The sequence below is a fragment of the Alcanivorax sp. genome (assembly GCF_002726155.1).
GTDB lineage: Bacteria > Pseudomonadota > Gammaproteobacteria > Pseudomonadales > Alcanivoracaceae > Alcanivorax.
Genome location: NZ_PBSH01000032.1, coordinates 1 through 13,505, shown reverse-complemented (window position 1 = coordinate 13,505; position 13,505 = coordinate 1). Strand labels below are relative to the sequence as shown.

At 57.7% G+C, this 13,505-nt stretch carries 8 protein-coding genes and 1 tRNA gene; 3 read left to right on the top strand and 6 right to left on the bottom strand.

Annotation, left to right across the window (positions count from 1 at the left end; translation table 11 throughout):
- Positions 1-82 precede the first annotated feature (82 nt).
- Both rpoD and CL546_RS09955 read left to right on the top strand, forming a co-directional pair.
- Positions 83-1,984, top strand: a complete 1,902-nt coding sequence (gene rpoD, locus CL546_RS09960; protein WP_290494586.1) for an RNA polymerase sigma factor RpoD — start codon at positions 83-85, stop codon at positions 1,982-1,984.
- Positions 1,985-2,136: 152 nt separating this feature from the next.
- Positions 2,137-2,213: transfer RNA gene (locus CL546_RS09955), tRNA-Ile, on the top strand.
- Between the two features lie 299 nt (positions 2,214-2,512).
- Here the strand turns inward: CL546_RS09955 and dbpA are convergent.
- The gene (gene dbpA / locus CL546_RS09950; protein WP_290494584.1) at positions 2,513-3,892 is read right to left on the bottom strand and encodes an ATP-dependent RNA helicase DbpA; all 1,380 of its coding nucleotides are present in this window, start codon (positions 3,890-3,892) and stop codon (positions 2,513-2,515) included.
- Positions 3,893-4,061: 169 nt separating this feature from the next.
- Between dbpA and CL546_RS09945 the strand changes: the two genes are divergently transcribed.
- A complete protein-coding gene (locus tag CL546_RS09945) occupies positions 4,062-4,754 on the top strand; it encodes a 4'-phosphopantetheinyl transferase family protein (RefSeq protein WP_290494582.1) in 693 nt (230 codons plus the stop codon).
- A gap of 4 nt (positions 4,755-4,758) precedes the next feature.
- Here CL546_RS09945 and fhuF read toward each other — a convergent pair whose 3' ends face one another.
- The 5 genes from fhuF to CL546_RS09920 all read right to left on the bottom strand — a co-directional run.
- The gene (fhuF, locus tag CL546_RS09940) at positions 4,759-5,493 is read right to left on the bottom strand and encodes a siderophore-iron reductase FhuF (protein WP_290494580.1); all 735 of its coding nucleotides are present in this window, start codon (positions 5,491-5,493) and stop codon (positions 4,759-4,761) included.
- Positions 5,493-6,785 (bottom strand): lysine N(6)-hydroxylase/L-ornithine N(5)-oxygenase family protein, encoded by a 1,293-nt coding sequence (locus CL546_RS09935; protein WP_290494578.1) that lies wholly within the window; start codon positions 6,783-6,785, stop codon positions 5,493-5,495. Before CL546_RS09935 ends, fhuF begins: the two co-directional genes overlap by 1 nt.
- Positions 6,786-6,938: 153 nt before the next feature.
- Positions 6,939-7,925 carry a GNAT family N-acetyltransferase gene (locus tag CL546_RS09930; RefSeq protein ID WP_290494576.1) on the bottom strand — a complete coding sequence of 329 codons (987 nt, stop codon included), beginning with the start codon at positions 7,923-7,925 and terminating at the stop codon, positions 6,939-6,941.
- A complete protein-coding gene (locus tag CL546_RS09925; RefSeq protein ID WP_290494574.1) occupies positions 7,915-10,152 on the bottom strand; it encodes a TonB-dependent siderophore receptor in 2,238 nt (745 codons plus the stop codon). Before CL546_RS09925 ends, CL546_RS09930 begins: the two co-directional genes overlap by 11 nt.
- A 100-nt stretch (positions 10,153-10,252) precedes the next feature.
- The coding region (locus CL546_RS09920; RefSeq protein ID WP_290494572.1) for a condensation domain-containing protein at positions 10,253-13,505 on the bottom strand (3,253 nt) is incomplete at its 5' end.

Here is a 13,505-nt window from a genome sequence, read left to right as displayed (position 1 = left end):
CCCGGTATAATACGCCGTTTTCCCACGCCACCATCACGCTGGCCAGCGCAAGCTTCCAGCACGACGTTACGGGCTTTATTGCATGACGACTCAAAAGCAGCAGCAACAATCTCAGCTGAAGCAGTTGATCGCACTGGGTAAGGAACAGGGCTACCTTACCTACGCCGAAGTGAATGACCACTTGCCGGATTCCATTACCGACACCGATCAAGTGGAAGACATCATTCAGATGATCAACGACATGGGCATCACCGTGGTGGAAAAAGCCGCCGATGCCGATCAGTTGACGATCGATGAAAGCGCCGACAGCACCGACGAAGTCGCCGCTGAAGAAGCCGCTGCCGTGCTCGCCTCCGTAGAAAACGAACCCGGCCGCACCACCGACCCGGTGCGCATGTACATGCGCGAAATGGGTACCGTGGAGCTGCTGACCCGCGAAGGCGAAATCGAAATTGCCAAGCGTATCGAAGAAGGCACCCGTGAAGTCCTGCACGCCCTCGCCTTCTGGCCCGGCGCCGTCGACATGGTGATTGACGAATACGCTCGCGTGGAAAACGAAGAACGCAAGCTAACCGACATCATTGCCGGTTACCTGGATCCCAACGACGATGGCGCTGCGGCAACCAACGTCAACCGGGATCCTGCTTTCGCCGAAAAAGCCAAGAAAGCGGCGGAAGAAAAAGCCAAGGCCAAAGAAAAAGCCAAGGAAGAAGGCTCTGACGACAAAGACGGCGACGACGATGAAGAAGAAGATGAAGGCGGCCTGGATCCTGTCCTGGCGGCAGAGCGTTTCGAAACGCTGAAAAAACTGCACGAAAAAGCCGAGCGCTCACTCAAGCGCAACGGTCGCGATCACGCCTCCAGTGCCAAGGCTCTGGAAGCCCTGGCCGAACACTTCACCCTGTTCAAACTGGTGCCGCGCATTTTCGACGGCATGCTCGTCGGTGCCCGCGACAACCTGGACCTGGTGCGTAAATTCGAGCGTCAGATCATGTCCGCCACCATTCGCCGCGGCGGCATGGATCGCAAGGATTTCATCAAGGTATTCCCTGGCAACGAAACCAACATGGACTGGATCGATGGCCAGCTGAAAACCAAAAAAGGCAAAGCCATCGCCGACAAACTCGGCGCAGTCAAAGAAGATGTTCAACGTGCCCAACGTAAGATCGGCACCATTGAAGACATCATTGGCCTGCCCGTGGGCGACATCAAGGAAATCAACCGTCGCATTTCCATCGGTGAAGCAAAAGCCCGTCGCGCCAAGAAAGAAATGGTGGAAGCCAACCTGCGTCTGGTTATTTCCATCGCCAAGAAATACACCAACCGTGGCCTGCAATTCCTCGACCTGATTCAGGAAGGCAACATCGGCCTGATGAAAGCCGTGGACAAGTTCGAATACCGCCGTGGTTACAAGTTCTCCACCTATGCGACCTGGTGGATTCGTCAGGCAATCACCCGTTCCATCGCCGACCAGGCGCGCACCATCCGTATCCCGGTACACATGATAGAGACCATCAACAAGATCAACCGGGTACAACGTCAGATGCTGCAGGAAATGGGCCGCGAACCGACCCCGGAAGAGCTGGGCGTCCGTCTGGAAATGCCGGAAGACAAAGTCCGCAAGGTACTGAAGATCGCCAAAGAGCCGATCTCCATGGAAACCCCCATCGGTGACGATGAAGATTCCAGCCTCGGCGACTTTATCGAAGACGGCAACATGGAATCGCCAGTGGACTCTGCCACCTCACTGGGCCTGGAAGAAGCCACCCGTGATGTGCTGGCCAACCTGACCGCCCGTGAAGCCAAAGTCCTGCGCATGCGCTTCGGCATCGACATGAACACTGACCACACCCTTGAGGAAGTGGGCAAACAGTTCGACGTAACCCGTGAGCGTATCCGTCAGATAGAAGCCAAGGCGCTGCGCAAACTGCGCCACCCGAGCCGCAGCGAACACCTGCGCAGCTTCCTGGACGGCGACCTGTAAAGAACGCCCGACGCTACCGGGCTGCTTCGCAGCCCGGCAAGCAAAACAAAAACAAACAGCCTTTCCCGGAATCAAATACACGTTATAATCCGTGCCCGCATAACACGCGCGGCACGTCTGGCGTCAAAGATTCAGCGCCGGACAACGCTTCCGGGCCTATAGCTCAGTTGGTTAGAGCAGTCGACTCATAATCGATTGGTCCCAGGTTCAAGTCCTGGTGGGCCCACCAATTTTCTCTCTACCGTATCTGTCTTCACTCTTAACCCCCTATACACTCAAGACCATCCCGTCAGGCAGACCTATAGCAATGAAAGAACCCTCCTCTACCCGAAAAAGACAGGGGGCACTTTTGGGGGTAGCTTGGCAGGCTCAGTGCAGATACCCCCCATAGCAACGACCGAAGCCTCCTCTGCACTCTAGCTGCACTCTGGATTTAACTCCCCTATGGACGTTATGTGTTTCCGGGTAACGGTGAGCCGCGAAAATAGAAGACGTGTGGCCGGAAAGAATTTCCGGCCACGGGGAAAGCTATAGCTTTTTAACGCGCCGGTTTTTGCCTTTGATTTTGCCTTTCAATAATCGCTCCAGCGCCAGGTCAGCGCTGTCACGATCAATAGCTACATAGGCTTGATAATCCGTGACAGTAATCTTGCCCACCTTGTTGCCGGCAATACCCGCATCACCGGTCAGCGCACCCAGAATATCGCCAGGGCGAAGTTTGTCCTTGCGGCCAGCGCCGATGCACAACGTAATTGTCGGAGGCTGTAAGGTGTCACCTTCACGGGGTTTGAGGCTGCTCACCGGGTGCCAGTTCAGAGGCGCGCCCTGCAATTCTTCAATGGCCATGGCACGGCGGGATTCGCGCGGCGCCACCAGGTTGATGGCCAACCCTTTTTCACCGGCACGGCCAGTGCGGCCGACACGATGAATATGGGTCTGCGGCTCATGGGAGAGTTCCGCATTGATGACCATATCCAGGTTATCGATATCCAGGCCCCGCGCTGCCACATCCGTGGCCACCAGCACCGACAGGCTGCGATTGGCAAACAGTGTCAGTACCTCATCGCGCTCACGCTGCTCAAGGTCACTGTTGAGCACCATCGCTGACATCCCCTGCCGGCAAAGCTGGTTCACCACGTCCTGGCATTGTTTTTTGGTCACGCAGAACACCACGCAGGACACCGGCCGGAAACAGGCAATAGCACGGGCCACCGCCTCTTCCCGTTCAGCAGGTTCTACCTCGTAGTAGCGCTGTTCGATCTGGCTATTATCGTGGAGCGCTTCCACTTCTACATGCTGGGGGTTGTTCATGAAGGTTTCCGCCAGCTGCTTGATCCCTGCCGGATAGGTAGCCGAAAACAACAGGGTCTGGCGACGTGATGGCGTCTGCCGGATCACCTCGGCAATGCTGTCGTAGAACCCCATATCAAGCATGCGATCCGCTTCATCCAGCACCAGGGTATTCAGCCCTTCCAGACTCAGCGTACCCTTGCTCAAATGCTTGAGTACACGTCCCGGCGTGCCCACCACGATCTGGGCGCCATGTTCCAGCGAACCAATCTGCGGGCCGATGGGTTGCCCACCACACAAGGTCAGCACCTTGATATTGCCGGGACCGCGGGCCAGTCGGCGAATTTCCCCGGCCACTTGATCGGCCAGCTCTCGGGTGGGGCACAACACCAACGCCTGGCAACCGTAATAGCGTGGATTCAATGGATGCAGCAGGCCAAGACCGAAAGCCGCCGTCTTGCCACTGCCGGTGCTGGCCTGGGCAATCACGTCATGCCCTTTGAGCACAAATGGCAGGCTTTGCGCCTGCACCGGCGTCATGGTGGCGTAACCCAGGGTACTCAGGTTGGCGAGCAGTTCCGCAGACAGCGGCAGGGAAGCAAAAGAAGCATCAGTCACGGGAGCAGCCTGTGGCAAAGAGAAGTGGCAAGGAAACACTGACAACGCACGGCCAGCGCATGCCTAGTGTAGCAGTTGTCGCATTGCGGTGAGGATCAAATTGTGCGGCGACTGGGGCCTCCGACTAACACCTCTGATATAGTACCGACAACCGGGAAATCTGTTGATCATGTCATTATTCCATCGCCCCGCATGCCTGACTCACCTGCACCGCGAAGAGCTCGCCACCGGACTGGTGCGCGTGGGCTGTCACTATGCCCCTGAGCGTCTCTGCGACGACAGCTTTGCCCAGGCAGACATCCCCCTGCCGCCCACCCTGAGTACGGCGGTGGCCAAACGCCGCAGCGAATACCTGGCAGGTCGATGGTGTGCCCGCGAAGCGCTGGCAATGCTGGGCATTAAGGGCATCCCGGCCCTGGGACCCGACCGGGCACCACAATGGCCCGCAGGCAGCCTGGGCAGCATTACCCATAGCCAGGGCATTGCTGAAGTGATGGTCGCCGACGCACGCCACTGGCTGACCGTAGGGTTGGACACAGAGCAATGGCTCAGCGCAGAACGGGCAGCCCGTCTATGCCGGGAGTTGCTGACCCATGAAGAACGGGAACAGCTGGAAGGGTTATCGGATATTCAGCGCGCCAATCGCATCACGCTGATTTTTTCCGCCAAGGAAAGCCTGTTCAAGGCGCTCTACCCGATCACCGGAAAACGCTTTTATTTCCATGACGCGGAGCGCCGGGACACACGCTCTCTGACCCTGCTGAAAACCTTGTCGCCAGACTGGAAGATTGGCGCCACCATTCCTTTTCGCTGGCGCGAACGGCAGCAAGGCGTGCTGAGCTGGATTGCCCTGCCCCGTTAGCGGGCTATGCTGCCATGCCCTTGCGGCACAGCCGTGGGCAGTCTTCACACAACGCCGTCTCCGGCAAACGAAAACGAATACAACAGGTACGACGCACGGTGATCACGGTACCGGTGTTGGCGTTCATCCTGTCCTGGTAGGCCCCGAACAAGGGGTTTTTGTCACCGTTTTCAAAGGTGGGCTGATCAAGTAATGCCAGCCCCGGCGCCCACAACATCTCCGGCAAACCAGCCCCTTTCAACTCTCCCGTGAACCAGTGGATATAACGGCTGGCATTACTCCACAGTACCCGGGGTGACAGCCCCAATGCCTGCCGCCAGGCAGTGATAACTGGCTGCAGGTTATCCCGTATTATTGCCTCGAAACGGGACAGCGGATGCGCGGATGCCACAAGTTGTTGTCCGTCATCCGGCAACACAAAGACACCCGGCAACCCCTGCGCATCCACCTCGACCGCCAGGACGTCCACTGACAAAGGCAATTCACGTTGCAGGATCAGGTTGGCCGCAAGCACCGGCGGCAACAGCCGCAAGAAATAGTATTTACTCCAGATAGAGAGCAGCGCCCGCTCATCTTCTCCCTTCAAGTCAGGACGAAATTGATACAACGACTGCCGTAACCGTTGTGCATCAAACAGATCACTCAACGGGATAGCCGTATCGTTCGGCTCGGCCAAGCGTAGCCAGTGGCCATAGGAAGAGAAGCCCCCTTGAAACAAGGGGGCCAGAGCAGGAATCATCAGCTTGCGCAGGCCGTTTCGAGCGGCCGGCTCTGCCGTTCTATCAACGCATCCACCACTTCCTGGGAGCGCACCGCCAGGATCGACAACAGGGTGTCGCTGAGGCCATGGGTTTCTTCACAACATCCCTGCAGGAACACATTGGCATGGCAGCCTGCAGCCATGGGCAATCGGTAGCAGCGCTCCACCCCTTTCTCGGACATCCAGTCCGCCATTGGCGACAGCAACTGCTCATGCCCATTGCGGTTATAACCGGTGGCCAGCACCACCCCGTCGTAGACTTCGGTCTGTTCCACGCCGGTGTCCTTGTTGCGCAGGGTCAACAGCACCCGGGTACCATCATTCTGTACACCAACGATATCGCGGTTGGACAGGAATCGGTGCTGCACCTTGCCGGTCACTTTCTGCAGGTAAAGGCGCTCGTAGATCTGCTCAATTTCCGCCAAATCTACTACCGCATAATTGGTCTGACTGAAACGCTTGAGAAAATCCTGCCGCTCGGATTCCGGCCGGGCGTAGATAGTATCCGTGAACGATGGATCGAAGATTTCGTTCACAAAAGCGCTGTCGTCGGCCGGGTGCAGGGCCCGGCTTCGGCTGACCAAATCCATCTTGCCATCCGGGTACTGGTCCATCAGATCCAGATATATTTCAGCGGCGCTCTGGCCTGCACCAATCACCGCAATACGCGGCGTTTCGTGGCGACCAAAACGCTCATATTCATGTTTATAGCGCGATGAGTGAACCATGTTGTCACCCATCTTGCCTGCGAACACCGCCGGAATTTTCGGGTAGCCACCGATGCCGATCACCAGATTTCGAGTAAAAATCTCTTGCTCGCTACCGTCAGCATTGCGCGAACGCACACGCACCCATTCCACTTCGCCACCCTGCTCCACCGGCTCAATGGAGATCACTTCCTGGCCATAGTGCACATGCTCTTTAAACTGATCGGCGGACCAGCGCATGTAATCGTTATATTCCACACGGGTAGGAAAGAACGTGCCCATGTTGATAAACGAATCGAGACGATTGTTGTCGTGCAAATAATTAACAAAGGTGAAACGGCTGGCGGGATTGCGCAGGGTCGCCAGATCTTTCAGAAATGACACCTGCATGCGAGTGCCTTCCAGCAACATGCCGCCGTGCCATTCAAAGCGGGGTTGTTTTTCCAGGAAGCAGTAACGCAGGCCATCCAGGTCTTTCTGCTCATCCAGCGCAATGGCAATGGCCAGGTTCGCCGGGCCAAAACCAATACCAACGACATCGTATTCCTGAGAATGAACGCTCATGGGATATGTCCTCAATGTGGCGGAAGCCGAACGGCTTCCGGGTTATCCATACACCGACACATCGAGAATTACCGACATGCCAGCCACCTGCTGCCGGATAGTGGTGGGCAGCGCGCCATGGCGGTTCAGCGTGAAAAATCCGAACCGTGATTTTCAGCTCAGCTCGCAACGCTCAAAAAAAGCATCACGATGCAGCACCATCAGGGCTGCGCGCTTGTGCGGAAAATCAAACTCCTTTGGCTTGGCAAATCGCCTGGCTTGAAGGTGTTGAATCATCCTGTCGTTATCCGAACGGGGCTCGGACACGATCCGCGTAGTGCGGCAATCATCGAGAAACAGGTAATGGCAGAGCGCATTCAGCCATGCCTTTACCTTGTGCGGGCCACGGTGATGGTCTTCGCCCACCAGCATGTGAATCCCGCGGTCAAAATCCTGTGCATCGTAATAGGGAGCGATGCGATCTTCCTTTGTCCAGTATGCTTCAAAATACGCGAACGGCTCGTCATCAATGCAACCGATCAGGTTGAGTACTCGCGGATCCTTCGCCTGGCTTTCCAGATAGCTGCGATGCTCCTCCAGTGTGCCGCTCTGTTCCCAGAAGGCGGCTACACGCTCGCTGTTCTGCCAGCGCATGAAACGGTGCAGGTCTTCCTCAATATCCAGCGTGCGCAGAGACACCCACGCCTGAATACCGGTATCAAAACGGCGGTACACTTCCCCCGCCGGCTTGGCGCGGCGTCGTGGGTGACGCCGGCCGGATTCATCCATGATCATGGTGACCGGGTACGGCAAGGGATCACCCTGCATTAGCCAGTCACCGGGCAGCTGCCAGAACATGTCGCGTTCCAGCCGTGCTGTTTGATTCTCTTCCTGAATCATGAAGACAGCGTTAAAGCCGCTCTCAAACTGCAGAGTTTTTATCTCAGGCCGCGAGACAAAGAACGCCCAGGCGGCACGCAGAAGCTGCGTCGATTCCTGGCAACACTGCACCACACGGGCAATGCCGTCGGTCAGTTCCACCGTTAGCAGATCCTGATCATCCCACTGGCACCGCCACTGCGGGGCCAGCGCCTGTTCGAACACATCCAGCCGCTGCCCGGTGGGCAGCGGAATGGATTGGTGATTGCCATTACCAGGCATAGGTCACGCTACCAATGACATTGCGGCGATCGCCGTACCAGCAGTAGTAGTCACAAGTGGCAACGTACTGCTTGTCTTCCAGGTTCTTGGCCGCCACCTGGAACTTGAAGTCCTTGTAACGGTAGCTGACAGTGGCATCCCAGACCGTATAGGACGGCACTTTCAGGGTCTCGGTGTTATCACCGTAGGTATCACTGACATACCGTACACCGGAACCAATCGCGAAGCCGTTCAAGGGGCCACCCAGGAAGGTGTACTTGGCCCAGGCCGAATACAGGGTATCCGCGATATTCACCGGACGATTACCTTCTTCAGCCGGCGTGCTATCGGAAACGATTTCCGGATCCATCCAGGTAGCGTTGGCCAGCAGGCTAAAGCTCGGGGTGATATTGGCAACCGCTTCCAGCTCGATCCCTTCACTTTCCACTTCACCGATTTGCTGGAACGCGGGTGTACCAGTTGCCCCTGAGGCCAGATTCTCCTGAGTAATTTTAAACGCCGCCGCGTTAAGGTAACCATCAATGCCTTCCGGCTGGAACTTCATACCCACTTCGATCTGGTCGCCCTCTTGCGGCTTGGCCGCGTCGCCATTCTGGTCCAGTTGCAGAATCGGCTGGAAAAACTGCGAGTAGCTGGTATACGCAGTCAGGTTGTCGTTAAGCAACCAGGCCAGGCCGGCGTTGGCTGTCCACTTGTCGTTGTCGATATTCTGCTCAACGCCGGTGGATTTGTTTTCGATATCGCTACTGGCCCGGTCAAAACGGGCGCCCACAGTCAGCACCAGATTGTTATCGAACTTCATCTGGTCTTGCAGGTAGCCACCGACTTGATAAGCATCAATGGTGGTTCGCTGACGGCTGGTCACTTCTGTACACACAAAGGTGGAGAAATTACAGGAAACAGGCGTCAACTCATCTGCATTTCGGTACTGCGGATCAAACGGATTCAGCGTCGCCGGCGCGAAGACACCCGGCGCTGCTTCGTAACCCATCAGCGGGTTGCCAAAGCTCTTACCGTCGATGTGCAAACTTTGGTAATCAATGCCTGCCAACAACGTATGCTCCACATTGTTGATCGACCACGTATGAATCAAACGGTTATCCAGGTTAATGCCGTAAGCATCACCGTCTTCATCACTGAGACCACGAATCACCTGTGAATCACCACTGCCCGGGAGATAGCCCAGGGAGTACATCTGCTTCAGATCAATGTCGATCTGCTGGTAACGCGCGCTCTGTTGGAAAGTGGTCGAGTCATTAAATGCATGATCCAACTGATAACCGAAAGACACCTGGGTACGTTCAAACTGCTCGTAATCCAGATTACCGATGGCAACGTCATCGTCGATCTTGCCATTAGGGTTCGGCGAAATCGTGCCGCTGGAGGGCAGGAACTGCAGGTACGGGTCGGAATCATCTTTCTGATAGGACGCCAGCAAAGTCAGCTCGGTCCGGTCACCCAAGCCCAGCTTCAGGGACGGTGCCAGCATGGTGCGCTCGGCTTCCAGATCATCCACTTGGGTGCCGTTTTCACGGCCAAGCGCAACAACACGCCAGGACACATCTTCCGACGGAGCACCGCCCACATCCACCGACAGCTGTTTGCGATCATAGCTGCCGTATTCTGCTGTCACGGAACCAAAGGAATAATCCTGAGGGCGCTTGCTGATGACGTTAATCACGCCGCCCGGAGGGGTCTGCCCATACAGAACAGAAGCCGGGCCGCGCATAATTTCTACACGTTCCTGGGCAAAAGGATCCAGCTGCCAGCTGTAGAAACCGTAGGAATAAACCCGGGTTCCATCACGGTACAAACCGTTATTGGCCTGTTTGAAACCGCGGATAACAAACCAGTCCTGTTTGTTATCTTCACCGTAGAAGTTGGCCTGGATGCTAGGAGTATATTGCAGCGCATCAGCGATGCTGACAGAGGCTCGGTCATCCATTTGTTCACGAGTAACAATCGAAACCGCACGGGGCGTTTCTTTCACTGGCGTATCCGTCTTAGTCGCCGTCAGGCTTCGCTGGCCCACATAACCAAAGTCATCGCCGCCGTACACGTCGTCTGACTGCTCGGCATTCACCTCGATAGTCTGCAATTCATCAGCGTCCTGCTGCTCTTCTGCCCAGACAGGTGACGCCGCCATTGTCGCGGCTACCGCCAGCGCCAGCGGATTGCGGCTCCACTTCAGCCCCCGGATCAGCCCGCTCTCGGTCCGATTCCCCATGGTCGTTCTCCTAACAATCGTAAAAGCTACAGTAATAGGAATGATTCGCAACTGCATTATACAGATTACGAAGCTTACGACTAGTGCACAAAAATAATGATCAGCCGGGCATTTCAGTCAATGAGTCGCGAGTTTTTGTGCGACCGAGCAAGGCGGGCAGGCCCTGCAAGAAGGAGGGCTCACGCACAATCGTCAAATGGTCCGCCGCCACGGCCTCGCTGTGGGCGAATTCAACGCACTCGCCCAGCCCGTTCTCAAGAGTCCGGGCACGGCCCGCCGGCTCACTGGCCCACCAACTGTGTACCGGGGCCTGCAACGCTGGCAGCTGATAGCCCCAACACAGATCCCGCAAATGTTGCTCCACCGCCCAGGCATGCAATAACTGCGCAGCACTGTCGGCCAGCGCCGGGTCAATCGGCTGTGTGGCCAGCCACTGCGTAAATCTCTGCGGCCACTGCGCCGGTTTGCTGTCACGCAGACGCGCAATGCAATCATCCAGCGCCATGGACGACGCCGAGGTCAGCAGCATGCCCAGATGTTCCCGTAACGTCTGCTGCGCCTGCGGCGATGACCACTGGTCTTCCGCCACTTCGTGGCCCGGCACATAGGTATCCAGCAGCCCCACAAAGGCCACGGTTTCACCGGCCTGCTCCAGCCGATGGGCCAGTTCCATGGACAAGGCGCCCCCCAGCGACCAGCCCAGCAAGTAGTACGGCCCTTCCGGCTGCTGCTGACGTACCGTGCGGTAATAGCGTTCGGCCATTTCATTCAGTGACGGATCAAACCAGCCAGGCTCCAGGAAACTGCGCGATTGCAGGCCCCGTACCTGCCACTGCCCTTCCAGGCTGGCGGCCAGGGCCTGATAGCCGGTGGTGCGTCCCGTCACCGGATGCGGGCACCACAGCACAGGCAGATCCCCGGTCCGGTTCAGGCGCGTCACCAGTGCCGGATCGGCGCAGGCTTCACGGGGCGCATCCGCCAGAGCCAACAATGCCTGCAAGGCCTGACGGTAACGGCCACACCAATGGGCAATCTGCTGCTCGTCATACACACTGGACGCAAAATCCCAGACCAGCTCCAGCTGCCCGCCGACCACCTGACCGTTAATCGCCAGGGGAGACGCCATGGGATTGTCGCCTGCTTGTGCCGTGCCGCCGCCGCGCAACGGCGTAAAGCCCTGAATCAAGGCATCATCGTGGTACTGCCCCAGGTAGTTGAACGTGACCGGCGCATCCGGGCTGTCGTTCAGGGCACTGTCAGCAAGAAAACGCAACGCGCCATAGCCCACACCACCATCCGGTTCGGTTTGCTGTAATTGCTGCGATACCGCAAACAGGTTCTGGCGCGGGTCGTCAGAGAACGGCAGCGATACCGGATACAGGCTGGTAAACCAACCCAGCGTCCGGCTCAGGTCCATGCCCGACGCCAGGCGGGTTTCCCGGCCGTGCCCTTCCAGATTGATAACCAGGGGCAAATTTCCTGTAGGAGCGGCGCTTGAGCCGCGAATCGCATCCAGAGACTTTTCTCGTGAGCGGGTTCGCGGCTCAAGCGCCGCTCCTACAGATGAGGGCTTCAAGGTGCGAGCGAGCGCAGTCAGCAAGAGCGCCGGCACGCTAACGCCTAGCTTGGTTGGCGCATCCTGTAGCAGCCGGCGGGTATCCTCCTTGTCCAGCGACAAGGTAGCACTTTGCTTTTCGGCGTAAGCAGGCAAGGCAGCAGATGTCTTGTCCGGTTGCTGGGCCTGCCAGAACGGCAAGCGCTCATCGCCGTTTTTCTGCAACCATTGCAGCAATGCCTGATGCCAGTCGCCCAGATTGTGGGTACGTTCCGGCAAGGTTATCGCCTGGCCTGCCAGTGCCTGCCCATAAGCACTGAGCAAATCGTCCAGCAGAATACGCCAGGACACCCCATCCACCGCCAGGTGATGAATCACCAGCAGCAACCGATCCGGCTGCTGCGGCGTTTGCACGTAAAGCACACGGAACAGCTCCCCTGCTTCGATGTTCAGGCTTTGCTGGGTCTGTTCACACAATGCGGATACCGCCGCATCATCCGGAGTCTGCCGCCACCACAATAATTCATGGCTCGGTGGATCCGCCGGCAAACAGGTTTGCGCCCACCCGTTCTGCTCACGGGTAAATTGCAATCGCAGGGCGTCATGCTGTTGATACAAGGCCTGCAGGGTCGCCTCCAGCGCCGGCCGTTCCATGGGAGCATCCAGCGCCAGCCACAGGTGCTGATTCCAGTGACTGGGGCTGGGCGGATTCAGGGAGAAGAAATGCTGCTGAATGGGCAACAGGGGTAGCGCGCCCTGCAAGGGCTGTTGAGCAATCACCGACGCCTGGGCACTCACTGCCTGCACCGCCAGCTCTTTCAACACCGGCTGCTCGAACAGCTCTTTCGGGGTTAGCGCCAGACCTTGCTGGCGGGCACGGCTGACCACCTGCAAGGCAAGAATGGAGTCGCCGCCCAACGCAAAGAAATTATCATCGCGGCTGACGGTTTCACGCCCCAGAAGTTGTTGCCAAATCGCCGCCAGCGTCTGTTCATTGTCCGTCTGTGGCGCATCCCCTTCGCTGGCGGTTTGCCACTGCGGGGCCGGCAACGCCTTGCGATCGACTTTTCCTGCCGGGGTCAGCGGCATGGCTTCCAACGTGATCAACTGGCTGGGCACCATATAGTCGGGTAAGGATTGGGATAAGTCATCGAGGATAGCGGTAACGTTCAGCGATGGGGCCTCGCTACGCTCGGTTCGCGGCTCAAGCGCCGCTCCTACAGAGGGGCGTGCGACGATGTAGGCTACCAAGCGATCCCCCGTCGGCGATGGCTGCGCCACCACGGCGGCCTCACGGATCTGTTCATGGCCCAGCAGCTGGCTTTCAATTTCGCCCAGCTCAATGCGGAAACCGCGAATTTTGACCTGCTGATCCACCCGGCCCAGGTATTCCATCACCCCATCGTCTCGGTACTTCACCAGGTCCCCGGTACGGTACATGCGCTCGCCCGGCTCACCGAACGGGTCAGGCAAGAAACGCTCCGCCGTCAGATCCGGGCGCTGATGGTAGCCACGGGCCAGGCCCACTTCGTTGCCGATATACAGCTCCCCCGCGACGCCAACCGGCACCCGGTTAAGATCCTGATCCAACACATACAGTTTTCGCGGCCCCACGGCGGTACCGATGGGGGCATAGGCGCTGGTCAGGGTGTCGCCTTCGTAGGCGGCCCATAGCATCGGCGTGACCACGGTTTCCGTAGGGCCGTAACCATTAAGGATACGTTCAGGCTTTAGCACGCTCTGCATGCGCTCGAAGGTTTCCCGGGTAAAGGCTTCGCCGCCCAAGGTCCAGGAACGC

Excerpts from the sequence above, each read along its gene's own strand:
- CL546_RS09925 (WP_290494574.1), bottom strand. The coding sequence starts at position 10,152 with ATGGGGAATCGGACCGAGAGCGGGCTGATCCGGGGGCTGAAGTGGAGC.
- CL546_RS09945 (WP_290494582.1), top strand. The coding sequence starts at position 4,062 with ATGTCATTATTCCATCGCCCCGCATGCCTGACTCACCTGCACCGCGAA.
- CL546_RS09935 (WP_290494578.1), bottom strand. The coding sequence starts at position 6,785 with ATGAGCGTTCATTCTCAGGAATACGATGTCGTTGGTATTGGTTTTGGC.
- rpoD (WP_290494586.1), top strand. The coding sequence starts at position 83 with ATGACGACTCAAAAGCAGCAGCAACAATCTCAGCTGAAGCAGTTGATC.
- CL546_RS09930 (WP_290494576.1), bottom strand. The coding sequence starts at position 7,925 with ATGCCTGGTAATGGCAATCACCAATCCATTCCGCTGCCCACCGGGCAG.
- fhuF (WP_290494580.1), bottom strand. The coding sequence starts at position 5,493 with ATGATTCCTGCTCTGGCCCCCTTGTTTCAAGGGGGCTTCTCTTCCTAT.